At 41.1% G+C, this 16,599-nt stretch carries 20 protein-coding genes; 7 read left to right on the forward strand and 13 right to left on the reverse strand.

Annotated features, from left to right (window positions below):
* Positions 1-21: 21 nt before the first annotated feature.
* From EBQ12_RS15140 to EBQ12_RS15150, 3 genes are all read right to left on the reverse strand, one after another.
* The gene (locus EBQ12_RS15140) at positions 22-2,616 is read right to left on the reverse strand and encodes a YfhO family protein (RefSeq protein ID WP_125590524.1); all 2,595 of its coding nucleotides are present in this window, start codon (positions 2,614-2,616) and stop codon (positions 22-24) included.
* 87 nt (positions 2,617-2,703) lie between these two features.
* Positions 2,704-3,687, reverse strand: a complete 984-nt coding sequence (locus EBQ12_RS15145) for a glycosyltransferase family 2 protein (protein WP_017366872.1) — start codon at positions 3,685-3,687, stop codon at positions 2,704-2,706.
* A gap of 301 nt (positions 3,688-3,988) precedes the next feature.
* Entirely contained in the window at positions 3,989-4,261 is a 273-nt protein-coding gene (locus EBQ12_RS15150; protein ID WP_017366871.1) for a YfhJ family protein, read from the reverse strand.
* A gap of 116 nt (positions 4,262-4,377) precedes the next feature.
* Here EBQ12_RS15150 and EBQ12_RS15155 point away from each other — a divergent pair, with 116 nt between their 5' ends.
* A complete protein-coding gene (locus EBQ12_RS15155) occupies positions 4,378-4,527 on the forward strand; it encodes a small, acid-soluble spore protein K (protein WP_003217849.1) in 150 nt (49 codons plus the stop codon).
* A gap of 25 nt (positions 4,528-4,552) precedes the next feature.
* A complete protein-coding gene (locus tag EBQ12_RS15160; RefSeq protein WP_003217811.1) occupies positions 4,553-4,726 on the forward strand; it encodes a YpzG family protein in 174 nt (57 codons plus the stop codon).
* A gap of 23 nt (positions 4,727-4,749) precedes the next feature.
* On the opposite strand, the gene EBQ12_RS15165 is transcribed toward EBQ12_RS15160, so the two are convergent.
* Positions 4,750-5,064: a YfhH family protein gene (locus EBQ12_RS15165; RefSeq protein ID WP_035703753.1), complete on the reverse strand. Its 315-nt coding sequence runs from the start codon at positions 5,062-5,064 to the stop codon at positions 4,750-4,752.
* A 3-nt stretch (positions 5,065-5,067) separates the two neighbouring features.
* Positions 5,068-5,859, reverse strand: coding sequence for a recombination regulator RecX (gene recX, locus EBQ12_RS15170; RefSeq protein WP_017358838.1), 792 nt, complete (start codon positions 5,857-5,859; stop codon positions 5,068-5,070).
* 95 nt (positions 5,860-5,954) lie between these two features.
* Between recX and EBQ12_RS15175 the strand changes: the two genes are divergently transcribed.
* From EBQ12_RS15175 to EBQ12_RS15185, 3 genes are all read left to right on the forward strand, one after another.
* The gene (locus EBQ12_RS15175; protein WP_024720284.1) at positions 5,955-6,851 is read left to right on the forward strand and encodes a TIGR01777 family oxidoreductase; all 897 of its coding nucleotides are present in this window, start codon (positions 5,955-5,957) and stop codon (positions 6,849-6,851) included.
* 52 nt (positions 6,852-6,903) lie between these two features.
* Entirely contained in the window at positions 6,904-7,014 is a 111-nt protein-coding gene (locus EBQ12_RS15180) for a YfhE family protein (protein ID WP_017358836.1), read from the forward strand.
* A gap of 61 nt (positions 7,015-7,075) precedes the next feature.
* Positions 7,076-7,231, forward strand: coding sequence for a YfhD family protein (locus EBQ12_RS15185; protein ID WP_008341997.1), 156 nt, complete (start codon positions 7,076-7,078; stop codon positions 7,229-7,231).
* Positions 7,232-7,266: 35 nt separating this feature from the next.
* Here the strand turns inward: EBQ12_RS15185 and EBQ12_RS15190 are convergent, their stop codons facing one another.
* On the reverse strand, positions 7,267-7,854 hold the full coding sequence (locus tag EBQ12_RS15190; protein WP_024720283.1) for a nitroreductase family protein: 588 nt from the start codon (positions 7,852-7,854) through the stop codon (positions 7,267-7,269).
* A gap of 270 nt (positions 7,855-8,124) precedes the next feature.
* Between EBQ12_RS15190 and EBQ12_RS15195 the strand changes: the two genes are divergently transcribed.
* A complete protein-coding gene (locus tag EBQ12_RS15195; protein WP_008341668.1) occupies positions 8,125-9,381 on the forward strand; it encodes a transcriptional regulator in 1,257 nt (418 codons plus the stop codon).
* Positions 9,382-9,416: 35 nt separating this feature from the next.
* Here EBQ12_RS15195 and EBQ12_RS15200 read toward each other — a convergent pair whose 3' ends face one another.
* The 3 genes from EBQ12_RS15200 to mprF all read right to left on the reverse strand — a co-directional run bounded on the left by EBQ12_RS15200 (position 9,417) and on the right by mprF (position 13,435).
* Positions 9,417-9,884 carry a thiol-disulfide oxidoreductase DCC family protein gene (locus EBQ12_RS15200; protein WP_007496690.1) on the reverse strand — a complete coding sequence of 156 codons (468 nt, stop codon included), beginning with the start codon at positions 9,882-9,884 and terminating at the stop codon, positions 9,417-9,419.
* A 338-nt stretch (positions 9,885-10,222) separates the two neighbouring features.
* Entirely contained in the window at positions 10,223-10,771 is a 549-nt protein-coding gene (locus EBQ12_RS15205) for a thioredoxin family protein (protein ID WP_008341670.1), read from the reverse strand.
* 93 nt (positions 10,772-10,864) lie between these two features.
* Positions 10,865-13,435: a bifunctional lysylphosphatidylglycerol flippase/synthetase MprF gene (mprF, locus tag EBQ12_RS15210; protein ID WP_125590526.1), complete on the reverse strand. Its 2,571-nt coding sequence runs from the start codon at positions 13,433-13,435 to the stop codon at positions 10,865-10,867.
* Positions 13,436-13,603: 168 nt separating this feature from the next.
* Between mprF and EBQ12_RS15215 the strand changes: the two genes are divergently transcribed.
* Entirely contained in the window at positions 13,604-14,083 is a 480-nt protein-coding gene (locus EBQ12_RS15215; protein WP_008341672.1) for a MarR family transcriptional regulator, read from the forward strand.
* Between the two features lie 17 nt (positions 14,084-14,100).
* On the opposite strand, the gene EBQ12_RS15220 is transcribed toward EBQ12_RS15215, so the two are convergent.
* The 4 genes from EBQ12_RS15220 to EBQ12_RS15235 form a co-directional block, all read right to left on the reverse strand.
* Positions 14,101-14,385 (reverse strand): hypothetical protein, encoded by a 285-nt coding sequence (locus tag EBQ12_RS15220; RefSeq protein ID WP_125590528.1) that lies wholly within the window; start codon positions 14,383-14,385, stop codon positions 14,101-14,103.
* Between the two features lie 12 nt (positions 14,386-14,397).
* Entirely contained in the window at positions 14,398-14,925 is a 528-nt protein-coding gene (locus EBQ12_RS15225; protein ID WP_125590530.1) for a YfiT family bacillithiol transferase, read from the reverse strand.
* Positions 14,926-14,938: 13 nt separating this feature from the next.
* Positions 14,939-15,946, reverse strand: a complete 1,008-nt coding sequence (locus EBQ12_RS15230; protein WP_125590532.1) for a zinc-binding alcohol dehydrogenase family protein — start codon at positions 15,944-15,946, stop codon at positions 14,939-14,941.
* 89 nt (positions 15,947-16,035) lie between these two features.
* Positions 16,036-16,533 (reverse strand): hypothetical protein, encoded by a 498-nt coding sequence (locus EBQ12_RS15235; protein WP_125590534.1) that lies wholly within the window; start codon positions 16,531-16,533, stop codon positions 16,036-16,038.
* Between the last annotated feature and the right edge of the window lie 66 nt (positions 16,534-16,599).

The following is a 16,599-nucleotide window of genomic DNA, read 5'->3' on the forward strand; positions in this document are numbered from 1 at the left end:
TGAAAGATAAAAAAACACCACTTATGCTGAAAAGTGGTGTTTCTTGTGTTTTCTCCATGCATATAAAATCGCAGCGATCAAACTGATCAGTGAAATGAACGCTAGTATTCTGATATAAGGCGGATAGTAGGTTAGCACGATCTCGTTTTTGCCTTTTTCTATTGGAAAACCGATAAACGCATAATTGGCTTGTTCAATCTCGGTTTGATGGCCGTTCACCGTGAGCTCCCAGCCTTTTTCATATGGAACAGGCAGAATCATATAATCATCGCCGCGCTTGTTCTCATAAGAAATCGTAAAGCGGTTATTTTTAAGCTTCACCTGCTGGCTGCCATCATCCTGTTTTTCTTTTTCATATGCTCGCTCAAGGATGCGGTATGGCTCATGATACAGCTTTAATTGACTCAGCTCATACGTCCCTTTTGGAACTCGTATGGAAAGGATTTTTTCCGCAGGGACTCGGATCGTCACGTCATTAACGCCTGTTTTGTAGATAGACGTATTGCTTTTGCGTGATGTGACGTAGTCATCCACAGATAACTGAAACCCTTCGTTACGGTCGGTCCGCTTCACATAAAAGCTCACATACACATCCCCCATGCGAGCGATATCATCTGGAAGGGTGAGATTCAGCCCGCCCGTTTTCCCGTATACATCAAGCACGCCATTTTCGTATACCGCTTGTTCAGTATGAATGTTTGTATCCTTTATTCGATCAGGCGATTGGTCGATTTCAGCATTTCCTTTTTTGTTTAAGATCACACCTTGCAACATTGCGTGTTCTTTATCAAGTGCTGACGCATGCTCTAGTGACTTTTCTGAATAGACAGTACTCGTTGTTCTTGCAAATGGGAGCGGGCGTGTATTTTCATACACTTCATAATGTTCGCTTTCCAATATGGGCTTAAAATAAACCGGCGGTGAGAAAGACATCGATTTGTCTCTCATATAATACTTCCCGTAGGTCAGACTGTATAAATTCGCCCTGTCCCCCATTGTTGCATACCGGCTGACACTTTCCCGTCCCATATCAATTTGCAGGTCATTCCAGTAGAAATGGAGCAGATGCTGATTCAATATACTTGAATACGCACTCATGCCTTGAAAGCCTTCAAATAACGGGGTGTTGTTGCGCACGCCGTTCATCCAATCAATCCGGGCAAGCGGATCTTCTTTTGAGCGGCTTTGAATCTGCTGAATGAGCTTCATTTGCTCATGTCCAGCATACGCCTCACTATTCAGATACGTATCTGATACGCTCTTAATATTGCTTCTTTCAAATAAGTAGCCCTGCTGATACACGCCTGCTGTCAGTAAGCTCACAACGATGAGCACAGCTGAAAAGAGGCCCAGGTGCAGACGTTTTCCCGCATGTATCGAGAGGAAGAACAAACTGATCACAAGCAGTCCTATTCCGGTAAATACAACAACATCGATATTTCCCTTTGCTCGTTCTGAAAGGGCGACTGCGAGAAGGAATACAATCCAAGCGCCTAAAACCGCACGTTTTTTCCACTTCCACTCGATTTGCGAGAAATGCTTGATGGTGATGGCTACGACCGCTCCAACTGTAAAAGCAAGAATATATTCAAATCTGTACTGCGGTGCAGAAAAACCATTAAACACGCTCGCCATCTTTGGACTGTAGTGAAAAATGATCAGCAGAACACTGATCGATGTGAACATGAAAAACCATCTGTTCCGGTATAGCGGAACGAGAAACAGACAAATCAGAAAGATGACCGGCAATAAGTACACCCTGCTTGTAAACAGCAGATGATCATGCAGCTCGAACCAAGGAATTGCCTGTTCATACGGCGGTCTTACATTATTGAGAAAGCCGTAAACAGACGGGATAAAAAAGGCAGCACTGATCCCAAACGATAACAACGTAGAGATCGCAAGGGTCCAGAACACCTTCCAGCCTCGCTCCTCGCTTTGAAGCTTAATCATATATCTGAAGACAAGATAAATGGCTAAAAAGATAAAGTGAATGTAAGCAAAGTAAAAATTATTGATCAGCATGAGACTGCAAGCCGCAATAAACCAAGCCGGCTTGCCTGTTTTGAAAATACGTTCAACCCCGAGCACAAGCAGCGGAAGCCACATCATGCTGTCGGTGAAAAACTCCCAAAACGTTTGATGCCGAAAGTACACAATAGACAGTCCGTAAATACCGGCACCTGTGAGCGCCCCCAGCCTATGCTGCACAATCGAAAGGAGCACACGATATGCGATGAACAGAATGACTGTCAGCTTGATCACACTCAGCCAAATAACAGCATTTGCCCAAAAGTGAATGTCTGTTGACTGAATAAGGTGGAGCGCATTTAACAACCAGACAACAGCGACTGTGACCATAAAGACCATCGACGTTGTAAAATAATAACCTAATTGCGTATATGTACCGCCGCCTAGACCGAATTGATAGGAATAAAAGAAGTTCCCTTTGACGTATTCATCGTAAAGCAATTTTTTAAATGGGAGCATTTGTGAAATGCCATCCCCATCTCCCGTCATATATCGGCCTTGCGTATATTCATATAAGAAAAAGGAGTGTCCTAATAAAGCAAGGATGAGGCACATTCCAATGAGTATCCATCTACGTTTCATCATCTAAATCCTTTCTCCAAAAGATCCACTGTTCATTGAAACAAAACAACCCAGCAAGCGATTCGTGCTTGCCGGTTATTTGACTCCACGTTATTTAAATAACTGCGTTAACACTCGGTCTTGTTTTTTTGAGCTTGTCTCTTGTTCCATAACATTTGATTCTTGAATTAAGTAATGCGGCCTCTTTTTCGTTTCATAGTAAATTCGGCCAATGTATTCTCCAATCACACCTAGACTCAAGAGCTGGACACCACCGAGGAAAAGCACAGCTGAGATTAAAGTGAAATAACCCGGTACCATGATGCCCGTTCTGACGATTTGAATAAAGGTCGCCACGATGTAAATCAAAGAGAGAAATAAGATCAAAATACCCGTATAAAAACAAATACGCAGCGGGCGGTTGTTAAAAGAAATAACGCCATCTATGCCATAGTTAAATAATTTCTTCAGTGACCATTTTGTATCACCGTGCTGTCTTTCCACATTTTCATAATAGATGACCTTTTCTTCAAAGCCAATCCAGCAAAAAAGCCCTTTTGAAAAACGATTTCCCTCTTTCAGCTGAAGCAATGCGTCGATCGCTTGACGGGAAATTAAGCGGAAATCTCCTACACCATCACGCAAGTCCACTTCGACCACCTTGTTCATCACTTTATAATACATCGATGATAGGTAAGAACGAAGCTTGCTGTCCCCTTTACGGTTTCGTTTGGCAATGACTTGATGATAACCTTCTTCGTAGCCTCTAACAAAATCCTGAATCAAATACGTTGGGTGCTGCAGGTCGGCGTCCATAATGATCGCAGCTTCCCCTTTTGCATGCTCAAGACCTGCTAAAATTGCAGCTTCTTTCCCAAAGTTACGAGAAAAGGAAATGTATTTGACTTTTGCACTTTTGTGAGAGAGCTCTCTCATGTATTGAAGCGTATTGTCTTTGCTTCCATCATTCACAAAGATGATTTCAAAGTCATAATGAAAATCGCGAAACTCTTCCTCGAGTGCCTCAAAGATTCGTCTGATGTTTTCACCTTCATTGTAAGAAGGAATTATAACAGAGAGCAGTTCCCGTTCCATATCGCACCTTCTCTTCACTTTTTTCACATAGTCTGTTATGTTCATTATTCCTTTTTTGTCAGAAAACGAAACCCTTTTTTATTATCCATAAATTTCATGTATCCTTAATCGTTACATTATATCAGAGTTTTATTTCCAGTGATTTTCACCAACATGAATTTAATGTAATTTTAAGTTTATCCATTGTAAAAAGCCTGTAATTTTGATCACAGACTGGGTATTGTTTCATAAAATTGTTTGGTCATTTATATATTTTCCTGTTTGTTGAAAAAGATGAGTCGAAGTGAAAAGGGCAACCCTTTTAATGCAGCAGCCCTTTGTCGTTTTGTTGCAGATGCTCATTTGCCTTCGATTGTTTATTTTGAAATAAATGCAGCTGAGCGCCGTAGCTTTCGATCCATTCTCGGACAATCCGTTCAGTCGTTTCCTGTCCTTTATATTTGCGGCCAGCCTTTGCATAGGTTGTTTCAAAATCACTCCAAAGGAGCTCTACCCATGTACGTGCTTCTTCATATGTGAGCATATTGTTTTTTTCCATTAGTTGTTCGGTTAATCGCTCAAAATATTGTTCCATACTGGTTCCTCCTTCATCTAGCAGAAAGTGCCTTTTTAAAAAAATCTCTTTTTTCATATACTACCCTTACGTCTTCAAAAGACGCAAATGATTTGTATTGTTTGGAGGGAATCAGTATGCGTAATAAAGCAAAGGGCTTTCCAAATCAAGTGAATCACAAGTTTGAAGGCGAACCAGGGGCCACAGATGCTTATGCGTCTAAAAGGCCGAACGGTGAGACGAATACACGTCCACAGGAACGTATGAGGGCATCAGGGAAACGCTAATTTTTCCAAAGGGAGTGCTTGAGATATGAGTTCAAATGGGAAATCGTATATGGAAGACTTTGTTCAATTAAGAACAACCGCTTACCCTCAACCATGGGCGAATGCTAAACATTCTGCCTCTCAGGTCAACGGAGAAACGCAGCAAACGCAGCACGACATCGTACTTCAGAACAACGTCCGTAAACAACGTTCGAAGTAAAGAAAAGGACTGATCTCTAGGGATCAGTCCTTTTGCGTGAGCATTGAAATCGGCAGGGCATCTTCTTTATTTGGCACTGATACTCTGTAGCCCCAAGCAAAAACACCATTTAAATACTCCACATAAAACTGCTCGTCTGTATCTTTGATGTGATAGGTCGTTTTGGTCTGAATAGCAGCTGGATCTAATAAATAGGCTTTCGCCATGTCAATTTTCCGCTCCAACACGGCATATTCATTCACAATGCCTAGCTGCTCAGCCTTTCTTGCTTTTTCAGAAAGAGCGGCAATCTCCTGCTTTAATTCGTATTCTGTCATTTCACTATAGCGTTTTTCCATCTGTCATTCCCCTTTGTCTAAAACGTGATCAATTGTATCAAGATCAAATCCTTTTCGGTAAAGGAATTGCTTCACTTTCATTTTTTTCTCAAATGATCCGTCATATCCTACCTTGCGTTTTGCCTTCTCAAGCATATAGTGAAGGGCTTCTTCTTCCTTTTCCTCTTCTTGTCCATCATAGGCTTCTTGAAGGGCTTTATCAATGATATCAAATGAAAATCCTTTTCGCTGAAGCTGCAATTTGATACGCTGTTCAATTTCTTTTGCGGACCGGTTTTTCTCTTTCTTAACCAGCTTCAGCACTTGTTTCACTGCTTCCTCTAGCTGCAAATCATTCGGATATTGCGATAGTGCTTGTTCGATGGTGTCATCGTCTATGCCTTTCAGCTTTAATTCTTTTTTTAGCACTGACGGGCCTTTGCTATTCGTTTTTCGGTGGGTGCTTACATACGCTTCTGCAAATTCAAGATCATTTACATACTTATAATGTTTTAATTTGTGTATAATTTCACTAATAGCAGGTGCTGGTATGTCTTTTTTCGTCAAATAATCGGTGACTTCTTTCACTGATCTCATCCGATACGATAAATAATCGACGGCCTGCTGAAATCCTTTTTTTACTGCATCACCGAATTGAATCTCTATGATATCGGCTTCGTCCAGCTCTTTTCCCTTTTTCAAATCATGCTGGACGAGCACATCTAGATCAACGCTAAAAGCGTACTTTTCATCAAGAAAGATGTTCACGCGTTCTGTATTGTTTTTCTGAGCAGAGATTTTCGTAATATAGGGCATCCTGTGATCACTCCTTTTTTCCAACAGTCAGGATGTTTCTTCTGATTCAAAATCGTGAAAGATATAGGTATGTATATGAGAGGAGAAGATGTCAATTGAATATCGCCATTACCGGAGGAACCGGGTTTATCGGCCAGCATGTCACAAAGGTGCTCGCAGCTGAAGGACATCATCTATATATTCTAACAAGAAATCCAAAGGAATCCGAACAAAATCATTTACATTACGTGCAGTGGCTGACAGATGGTGCTAAACCTGAACATGAATTGCCTGCGATTGATGTATGGATTAACCTTGCTGGAAAATCCATTTTCACACGCTGGACGGACAAAGCAAAAAAAGGCATTCTCTCCAGCCGTATTCAATCCACACAAGAAGTGAGACGCATTATAGAAGCGCAGGAATCGAAACCATCTGTGCTCATTCAAGCAAGTGCTGTCGGTATCTACGGCACTTCCAAGACAGAAGACTTTACGGAGGAGGCCCCTCCAGCCGATACAGACTTTTTAAGTCATACGTCAAAACTTTGGGAAGCTGAAGGGCAAAAAATTGAGGCGCTCGGTATTCGCACGGTTTATACACGCTTTGGGGTAGTGCTAGGAGAAAAAGGCACACTTCCTCTTATGACCTTGCCATACAAGCTGTTTGCCGGTGGAACGATTGGCTCTGGCTCGCAATGGGTATCTTGGGTTCACGTGGAGGATGTAGCACATCTCATTGCGTATGCCATTCAACATGAACACATATCAGGTCCACTCAATGTCACATCTCCAAATCCTGTTCAAATGAAGCAGCTGGGGCAAACTATTGCATCTACCCTTCATCGCCCTCACTGGCTGAAGGTGCCGTCCTTTGTTATCAAAACCGCACTTGGCGACATGTCATTGCTTGTATTAGAAGGCCAACGTGCTCTGCCGAAAAAGGCACTGCTTTCTTCTTATGAATTTTTGCACCCTGAGCTAAAAGAAGCGATTTTGCATTCAGAGGAATAAATTTTGTCAAAAACACCCATCCTATTAAAAATGAGATGAGGGGGCGATTTTGATGAAGAAAAAAGAACACCAGCCGACTTCAAAACTGAAGAAAACCCAGGAAGTTCTGTATCAACAGGAATTCAAAAAAGCGGAAAGAGCAGCAGAAAAAAGAAACAAATAAAACGGATATTCCTCTTTTACAAGCACATAACTAAAGTGATCTTGTAAAGGAGGGAAAAGCTTTGAAAAAAGACCAACACAAAAAATCCAACCACCAGCTTGCGGCACAAGAGACGGATGGCGAATATGTTGAATTTTCCAAAGAACTTGCAGATCCGAATGACGTAAAAGCGATGGCACGTATGAAAGCAGCCGATCAGCGTGCCAAAAAACAATAAGTAAAAAAAAACAGACCCTATCAAAAGGTCTGTTTTTATTTGATTTCAGTTAGCAGGCTTGATGCCTTCTGACGTGACTTTTCCTCAGGCACCTCTTCTGGATAACCGATGTGAAGAATCGCGGCAAAGCGTTCGTTTTCCTTTAATCCCATATCCTGTTGAAACCCTTTGTCGTATAAGATACGGCCGCTCTTCCATACCATACCGATTCCTTGATCCCAAGCCAGCAGCTGGAAGTTTTGAATGAGCGCACTCACAGCGGCAAAATCATCATTTCTCACAACTGGATTTTCGTCTTCTTTTAGAACAACAAGTAAAAGTGCTGGTACTTTAGAAAAATAATCTCTGTACTGATTAATCTTTTCTTCTTTTGCGTCTGGATTGTTGCGTTTAAAGAAAGCAATAAACCGCTCAACAAATACCTCTTTCGCTTCATCCGTCACTGCATATAAAAAACGCCAAGGTTCCGTGATTTTATGATTGGGTGCATAGACTGCGTCCTCTAATAATGGCTGAAGCTGTTCAATGCTCACCGGCGTTTCTTTGAATTTTCGAATCGATCGTCTATATCTGACAGCGTCTCGAACCGTTAACGCTTCTGTTTGTTGTTTTGTTTCTGGCATATATGTCATCCTTTCAATCAACCTTAATTGAAATTGATTCTCATTCACATTATAAACATGATCATGTGCTGTTTGCAAATAAGACCTCACCTCTCTGCTAAAAAGTTGTTTGCCTTTTTCAAGTAATGTTACAATCATATTACGTTTTAAACAAATTTTGAGAAAAAAGCCAAGATGATGAAATGATTTCAGGTATTTCCACTTTGTCTCATGCGGCTATTTTTTCAAAAAGCTTTCAACCCATGATTGGAAGGGAGGCTTCTGGATGGAATGAAAATCAATATTGGGCAAATCATCAAACTCTATCGTTATAAACAAAATATGACCCAATCGGAGTTGGCAGAAGGAATTTGTTCTGTCTCTCATTTAAGTAAAATTGAAAATGGCTCAAAAGAGGCCAATCAAGATACGATCAATCTTTTGCTTGAACGGCTTGGAATTAGTCAAGAAACGCTGTCGCAAAAGGCGCGTCATCTGTTGTCATTACTCGATGAGTTTCAGATGAACATGTATTTCTATGCGCTCGATCAAGCAGAGCAAAATGCAGAAATGATCATTCATCACGAGGAACAGTTCTTTTCGCTAGATTTAGGGATTCAGTATCATTTGTCCTTATTTCAATTTTATTTATTAACAGAAAAACAGCAGCTTGCCTTAAAAACGCACCGCGTGCTTAAGAAGTTTGAAAAAACCTTTATTGACACAGAAAAAGAAACGTTTGAATATCTAGATGGCATCCACCAGATTAAAATCGGTCAGCTCGAAGAAGGATTGAAAAGACTTGAAAGCTGCTTTTCTTACGCTTCTGTTGAACAGAGCGACCTGTATTATCACTATGCAAAAGCACTTGGAGCCATGGGGCATCTCGGTGATGCGCTTGAGGCCACACATCAAGCAATGGATTTGTATAGACAAAAAAATAATTTCAAGCGGGTCATCCATTGTACACTCATTCATGGGGTCATCTCACTGGAATTAAAGGCCTTTCAAACAGCTAAAAGATATTTAAAAGAAGTGATTTTACACACGTCGCTTCACCCTGATGCTTATATTAAGATGACAGCTTATTTTTATTACGGGGTTCTCTTAAAACGCCAAGGAGATTTCTCATCCGCTGTGCCTTATTTACTAGATTCACTCAATTATTTTAATCAAGAACAGATAGAAGATCGTTACTGTGAAACGCTTTATGAAATCGCGACATTGTATGCGGAATATGATCGCAAAAAGGCGCTTCCATACATACACGAGCTGCTCAAACAGCCTCGTATTCAACCAAACTGTTTATATATGATTAAAATCTATAAATTGATGATTGAAGAGAATCCTCATGATTTGAAAACTTATTTAGTAGAAGCAGCGATTCCTTACTTTGAACACAATCAGCTCCACAATGAGTACTTGTTTGCTCTTAGAACCTTACTTTCCTATGCGGCTTCTGAGCTTGATAAGCGTGCTTATATGTCTTACACAACGAAGCTGCTTGATCACTTAGCATCATATATCCCATATTACAAAAAAGCATGACCTTCTGCCGATCGAAGGTCATGCTTTTTCTATGATTAGATGGTTTTTTGTTGATCTGTATCGGGACGGGTGACTTGTTCGACTGAATGAATGTACCGTTTTCTCGCAAAATAATCGTAAGCATGCTGCCCAAAGCCAAGCCAAATGCTGAGTACAATGAATGGGACCGTTCCCCATAATGCAGGGATGTGACAAGCCATTCTCAGCCAAGTATAAATCCCTGAGTTTTTTTGATTTTTCGCTAAGGAAATAGACACGATTCGTTTCTCTGCCTTCTCTTCACTAATTTTATTCAGTCTCAGCAGCTGTGAGTGTCTAAATGATTCAAAGTGAATTCGGTTTTTCCAATCGAGTGATTTCAACAGGTCAATCGCTTTTGCACATGAAGGACTTTGTCCGTCATAAAACACAAGCAGTCTGAGTGATTTGATGGAACGCTGTTCTCTTTTCTTTGATTCAGCGAGCTTCTTTTTTTCTTGATCGAGATAGATGATTTTTTTCATAAATTGATCGCCAGCCCTTTTCCTTCATTTATTTTTTTTAGTTCGTTCAAAGGAGATTACAACTAGATTACTATAGTTGCTGGGCCTCTTGTATTGGGAAAAAGCCATCCGACGTGCGTTATATGAGCCTTTAGATAAGGGCAAAATAGCTGTTTTCATGGCATATATGAGGTTTTTCAACTAAAAGTGGTTGGGAAAATCGTGATGCTTTGCGGTTTTCTGCGGTATTTGATAGAATTCTGCGGTTTTTCTACATCTTTATGCGGTGTTTTGTAGGTGAAACGCAAAAACAAGATAAAAAAAGACTACTTCCCATTGCGGCGAAGTAGTCTTTTGGTTTATATTTTTGCCAAAACTTCTACTATTTCTTTCTCAATATCTTTCCATAAGTAACGATCTGTCGTATAGTGATGTGCGGCTTCTTTCGCAAACACTTTAAATGCTTCCTCAAAATCAGGTGCATCTTTATCCGGCTTTTTCTCGTCGACAAAGCGCTGAGCTTCTGCTGAGCGAGGTCCCCATTTCCCCACTTCTTTCCCGTCCTGATCAATGATGACGATAATCGGAATTGATCTTGCGGTCCCGTTCGTTAAATACTGATCCATCAGGTCTAGATGCTCGTCCCGAATGAAATAGCGCGCATCAATCAGTGCTTCATTTGCAATACGCATGAAAATAGGTACATTGACCATCGCATCACCGCACCAATCTGCCGTGATCACAAGCGCTCTCAGTTTTTTCTTTTGAAGTTTTTGAAGCAGCTCTTTTTCCTTTTGATGAATTGCGTACTGGTTGTACACCGTGAGTAAGTTTTCACGGTTTTTCTCCATGTTGTGTACATATGTACGTTCAGCTAATCCCTTTGTAAACCATTCATTTAGTGTCATGTGAACATCCCCCTTACCCTTCAACTTTACCACTTTTGCTATTCTTTTGTCTAAAAAAACCTTCACCTAGTGAAAGGTAAAGGTTCGTTGGACTTATGGACGCCGTTTTCGATTTGGGTCCATTCCTATCAGCTTAGTGACGAGCACCATTGTGACAGGCAGTGATGTATTCTTTTTATACGCTAAATATTTTCCGCGCCATTCTGGTTTATATTTCTGTTTAAACGACCGTAAGCCGCTGAAACTATACATATATCTGACGTTATTGAAGATGACACTCGCCAAACGTTCTGTCAGAAAGGACTGGTGGAACGTGCCAACATTCGATAATGGCGCCATTCCCATGTTAAAGGATGTGTAGCCTTTTTCTTTCGCCCATTGAAAAAGGTGGATAAAGAGTGCATCCATCATCCCGTTCGGTGCATCATGCATATGACGCATGAGGTCGATGGATATCTCTCCTTTTTGATACATCGGCATTAAGGACACAAAAGATATGATCTGCCCTTGTTCATCCTTTAAAATTGCAATCGGTGCTTTTTGAAGGTAGTCTTCATGGAAATAGCCTAATGAAAATCCTTTTTCTTTTTTCTTGCCCAGCCAGCTGTCAGAGATTTGTTTTAAGGTTGAAATCAATTCCTCTGAAAAGGGCGGCTCCAGCATTTCAAACGTATAGCCTTCTCGTTCAAATTTATTTGCGACAGCCCGTAAGTTTGATTTTTTCTTTCCTGACAAAGAGAACGTTTCTAAATTGACCATGGCTTCTTCCCCAAGCTTAAAGAAGTGAAAACCTAGGTCATGATAAAGCGCCATTCCTTCACGTTCTACTTGATAAAAAGCGACACGATAGCCTGCTTTTTCTGTCTGCTCCAAAAATTCTTCTAGTACAAGCGAATAAGAGGCTCTACGGCCAGAAGGATCTCCAAGCACAATAACGCAGCGGCCAATCCGGCCAAACTGAAGCATCGCCTCTCCATCACTTGAGAAAAACAGCTTTTTGTCTCCCAAAAAACCTAAATGACTTAGAGCATTTCCTCCCTTTTCTTCGAGAAATGTTTTTAACTTTTCTTCATCGGCTTCTTCACCGATTGGAACTGCTTTTTTATTAAAAATCAATTTACTAATGAAAAAGAAAAGAGGGACGCCAATTAAAGCAATCATACTGGTCATCGTGATATGCCGTTCATTATGAACCAAATAGTCCTTGCTTAGGAAATGGCCAATTTTCATCCAAATGAAGTTCCCAATGACATTATAGTTAAACAACACGAGTAAATATCCGGCGGCGGCGGCCACAAACTGATTCAAAGAATAAGGCGCCTGCTGCTTCACAAATTGATTTCGAAGCGAGAAAAATACCACCATGATGACCGGCAATATAAAGATCAAACTCAGGTTAAACCCTTTTAGTAAAGTAAACACAAAGCCGCCTGCTAAGGCAATCATTGTCAATAGATAAGACCGTTTCGTTCTTTTATACACTTCAATGGACAAAATCATTAAAATGATCCCGAACATTAAAGAAAGACCATTAAATCCTGATAACAAAAAGCGTGGAATGGTTGTAATCACGCCTAAACGATCAACAGGAAGCACAACGGAAGCCATAATGAGCAAACCGCTTCCAAACGTTAAAATGGACAAAGATCCGTACAATAGACGGATGAGCAGAGCTCGGTGCAAAACAATTAAGACGTTCGTTGTTTCAATAGCAGGAGCCATTCTCGGATTGCCTTCAAGACGCCTGAGTGTTGTTCCAGTTAAATCGTATGCCGCTAGACAAAGTCCAAGAATAAACGGGAAAATGGAGTAAACGAAACGGTACAAGACAAGCGCTGTCAGCACCATCTCTTTATCAAACCCAATGTATTGCATACTGAGTAAAAAGATCAGATCAAACGAACCAAATCCGCCCGGAACCATACTGATTAAACCGCCGATTGACGCAATCGCAAAGACGCCTAATACAATACGGACATCAACGTTCATCCCCATAGAGACAACAGCCATGTACATGACAAGACCAGCTGCCAGCCACTCTAAAAACGATGCACCAATATAAGCATAGATCGGGTGCTTCAGTCCGTTTTCACCGCTCTCAATCGAGCTTTTTCGAATGGACGCCATGATGATGTAAATGGGCACAATACAAGCAAAAATAATGACAAATGCCCATAACCACGGCTCCTGACTAATAATACTTTCAACTGGCAGGACCCTAACTAAAATCAAATCACTGAAAATAGATAAGCCTAGCAGAACGGAGGATGTTAAAAGGGCTATGCCTTTCAGCAGTTTTTTCGTATCGGTTATGTATTCCTTGTATAGAAGCGTTCTAAGCCCTGCTCCTGATAAACCACCGAATCCAAGTACACTGTTAAAGGAGTTGGCGATCCAAGAAATTCGGATCGTTTTCCAGCCGCTGATGGGCATATCAAGGCTTTTTCTTAAAATAAAATCATATAAGGACATGGATAAAACAGCGACAAGTCCAAGAAAGACAAGAATAAACAAGTCCATTCGATTCAAGCTGTCAATAATATAAAACGTCTTTTTAATGGAAAGGCCGCTCAGCTCCTGCTTGGCGACAAAAATTAAGACAAGGATGATCACGATCGGAAAGAGCATTTTTAAGATCGTCATACCCGTTTTTTTGTTCCACATGTTTTTCCCAACTTTCTAAGTTGCTTCATTAATTTCAACTGACCATTATTATACAACAAATACCACTTAATTCATGCAGTTTAACATTCAAAAGCTTCATGATACTTTCAATTAGAAGTAAAAATCAGTAATATAAAGAAAAGAGCCGCTTAAAGGAAGTGAACAAGCGTGGAATATAATATTCATGACACCACCGTACTAAAAGAGGAAATCCTATCTCCTGAGGAAAAAAAGACATGGGTGCTGTATATGAAAGTGCTCACTGCTGCAGGACTTGGAGATGTTTCTGAATGGATGAAGCTTGATATGAGTATGCCTCAAATGAAAGTGCTCATGCTGCTCAATAACCATGGCTCTCTTAAAGTGTCCGAAATTGCTGAAAAAATGGGGGCTTCTTTGTCCAATATGACAGGGCTGCTTGATCGGTTAGAACAATCGAACTTTGTGGAACGAAAGCATTCTGAGCGTGATCGTCGAATCATTGTCGTAGAATTGACAGAGGAAGCGAAAAATATTTTCAGAAGTATTTATCAAAAAGGGCATGAAAAAATTAAAAATTCCCTGCAACGGCTCAATGACGAGGAAAAAGAAAAAGTTAATGAAGGTCTAGCCATTTTAGAAAAAGCACTTCGTCCTGAACGTGGCTAAAAAAGAAAAAAAGACGGTCACTTGAGGTCCGTCTTTTTTAATTCTTCTTTTCCTTGTTTATCTGGGGTGAAAAGATATTGACGAATGACTTCCCGATCATCCCACAGGAGATAACCTAAACCGATAATGAGAAAAATGATGCTGATCCACGTACCGCCTGGGAGTATATGTTCCAGTTCCTCGATCGTTCTTACTGTGCTTACATTTCCACCATAACGAATCTCAAACAAAACGAATTTTGCTATATAAAACAATGCCGCCATGCAGATAAACATAGCGCCGACAATTCTTCTACTAGACATGTGTTAACTCCTTTACTTCCACTGATTTCTTTTGATTAATTCCGTGATATGGGCGAGATGATGCTGTGAATGCCAGACGTACATTCCTGTTGCATCATATAAGGACACCGTTTGTTGATCGGCTGGATGGTAATATGCAGCGTTGAAATCTTCCTCTGTCATCTTGCGAAGTAATGTGACCCACCTGCGATGCAGACTGCTGATTAACGGCAGTGATAGGCTGATAGGCGCCTTGCTGTCAGGAAGTGAAGCAAATGCCTCCTGATCATATGGACGTATGTGCGGTGTTTCTTCTGTCAGCGCAAGTTTAAATCGCAAGTAGGCGTTCAGATGGCTGTCCGCTACGTGGTGAATGAGCTGACGAACGGTCCATCCTCCTGGCCGATATTGGGTATCCAGCTGATCATCTGTCAATGGGACAACTGCCTCTTCATACTTTTGAGGAATGAGTGCCAGCTCATCAATCCATGCCTCCAGCTGCTTTTTCGTTTGTTGGTCCACCGGTTCATATAAGCCAATCGGATATTGTAATGATGTCATCTACTGCCCCTCCTTAAAATCCTTCTAGAACAAATTTACCTATCATCTTCCCTTGCTCAAGTGTTTGATGTGCCTGCTTCAAATTGGCGGCATTGATGGGGCTGAGCACCTTTGTTAATGTATGTTTTAACTTCTTCTCTTCAAATAATGTACTCGCTTCTTTTAAAAGCTCATGCTGCTTCATCATATCCGAGGTTTTGTACATCGGCCGTGTGAACATGAATTCCCATACAAATGCAGCACTTTTATTTTTGAGTAATTGAATGTCTAAATGGTGCTGATTTTCAACAATGGTACAGATCGTACCTTGAGGTTTAATCGCTTCTGCCATGCCTTTGAAATGGCCATCTGTATCATTTAAGCATAAAATGTAATCCACTTCGCCAATCCCTTTTTCCTGAAGCTGCGCTAAGAGCGGCTCGTGATGGTCAATGATATGATCAGCCCCTAATGAGAGACACCATTCATTTGTTTCAGGTCTTGAAGCAGTGGCGATCACAGTCGCCTTTGCTAATTTGGCGAGTTGAATGGCGATAGAGCCCACTCCGCCTGCACCACCGATGATCAGCAGGGTCGAGCCTTCTGCATTCCGCTTCATATGCATTCGGTCGAATAGCGCTTCATATGCCGTAATTGTTGTAAGAGGCATGGCAGCTGCTTCGGCAAAAGAGAGATTTGCAGGCTTTTTCGCCACAATTCTCTCATCCACAAGCTGGTATTCACTATTTGAGCCTTGTCGCGTGATATCTCCTGCGTAATAGACGTGGTCACCCGGCTGAAACAACGTACACGCTTCACCTACTTCCACCACCGTACCGCTTGCATCGTAGCCAAGAATTTTCAGTTCTTCTTCCTTCTGATTCTTCGGTGACCTCACCTTTGTATCCACTGGATTCACCGACACAGCCTCTACTTTCACCAAAATATCCCTGCCAGCTGCTTTGGGCTTTGCCACCTCCTGATCGATCAGGCTTTGTTTATGCTCAATTGGCAAATACTCAAATAATCCAACTGCTTTCACTCGCTCGCACTCCCTTTCTCCATGCTTCTTTTCCACATTTTATCATACATTTCTGATGCTGATGGATCAGTCAGCAAGCGATTGCACATTTAGGATTTCTTCAAAGCCTTTCGTTCCCTCACTATGTAAGAAGGACGAGCCTTTTGTAAAGAGAGGACATAGGTGAACCAGCCGTTCGATTTAAAAAAGTACTGAACATAATAAAACTGAATGTGCTGCAAGAAAACGACGATGAACAGAAAAATTGTGAATGATAGCGTCAAAATGTCTCCCTGCATCCATCCACTGATCAATAACATCACAAAACCGAGCATCATGAGCTGTTCGAGCCTCTGCACGATCTGGACAACGAGATGTCCCCATTTGGTTAGGTCACCTGATTGACGCTTTCGAATATTTCTTGATTTATAAAACCATACGATACTTGTCACTAGATGATGAATGATAAAAAGAGCGATCATGACCATCAATAAAGGAGTTGATTTAAAAAGGTCTTTTATAATGAATGGGATCACCAAAAAATAAAATGCGGTAAATGCGTGTCTAGCTGATAAGAGAAATAGTTGTTTTTCTATGTATCGCTGCATGTGTCTCACCTCTATATGTAGTACGTCTCATTTGTCATAAGGTTCCTTCTGCCTATCAAAAAAGGA

It is taken from the genome of Bacillus sp. 2B09 (genome assembly GCF_003946835.1).
GTDB classification, from domain to species: domain Bacteria; phylum Bacillota; class Bacilli; order Bacillales; family Bacillaceae; genus Bacillus; species Bacillus altitudinis.

Bases quoted from the DNA above. Each gene is read 5' to 3' on its own strand.
- EBQ12_RS15140 (WP_125590524.1), bottom strand. From the start codon at position 2,616: ATGATGAAACGTAGATGGATACTCATTGGAATGTGCCTCATCCTTGCT.
- EBQ12_RS15145 (WP_017366872.1), bottom strand. From the start codon at position 3,687: ATGGAACGGGAACTGCTCTCTGTTATAATTCCTTCTTACAATGAAGGT.
- EBQ12_RS15150 (WP_017366871.1), bottom strand. From the start codon at position 4,261: ATGGAACAATATTTTGAGCGATTAACCGAACAACTAATGGAAAAAAAC.
- EBQ12_RS15155 (WP_003217849.1), top strand. From the start codon at position 4,378: ATGCGTAATAAAGCAAAGGGCTTTCCAAATCAAGTGAATCACAAGTTT.
- EBQ12_RS15160 (WP_003217811.1), top strand. From the start codon at position 4,553: ATGAGTTCAAATGGGAAATCGTATATGGAAGACTTTGTTCAATTAAGA.
- EBQ12_RS15165 (WP_035703753.1), bottom strand. From the start codon at position 5,064: ATGGAAAAACGCTATAGTGAAATGACAGAATACGAATTAAAGCAGGAG.
- recX (WP_017358838.1), bottom strand. From the start codon at position 5,859: ATGCCCTATATTACGAAAATCTCTGCTCAGAAAAACAATACAGAACGC.
- EBQ12_RS15180 (WP_017358836.1), top strand. From the start codon at position 6,904: ATGAAGAAAAAAGAACACCAGCCGACTTCAAAACTGAAGAAAACCCAG.
- EBQ12_RS15190 (WP_024720283.1), bottom strand. From the start codon at position 7,854: ATGCCAGAAACAAAACAACAAACAGAAGCGTTAACGGTTCGAGACGCT.
- EBQ12_RS15195 (WP_008341668.1), top strand. From the start codon at position 8,125: ATGAAAATCAATATTGGGCAAATCATCAAACTCTATCGTTATAAACAA.
- EBQ12_RS15200 (WP_007496690.1), bottom strand. From the start codon at position 9,884: ATGAAAAAAATCATCTATCTCGATCAAGAAAAAAAGAAGCTCGCTGAA.
- EBQ12_RS15205 (WP_008341670.1), bottom strand. From the start codon at position 10,771: ATGACACTAAATGAATGGTTTACAAAGGGATTAGCTGAACGTACATAT.
- mprF (WP_125590526.1), bottom strand. From the start codon at position 13,435: ATGTGGAACAAAAAAACGGGTATGACGATCTTAAAAATGCTCTTTCCG.
- EBQ12_RS15220 (WP_125590528.1), bottom strand. From the start codon at position 14,385: ATGTCTAGTAGAAGAATTGTCGGCGCTATGTTTATCTGCATGGCGGCA.
- EBQ12_RS15225 (WP_125590530.1), bottom strand. From the start codon at position 14,925: ATGACATCATTACAATATCCGATTGGCTTATATGAACCGGTGGACCAA.
- EBQ12_RS15235 (WP_125590534.1), bottom strand. From the start codon at position 16,533: ATGCAGCGATACATAGAAAAACAACTATTTCTCTTATCAGCTAGACAC.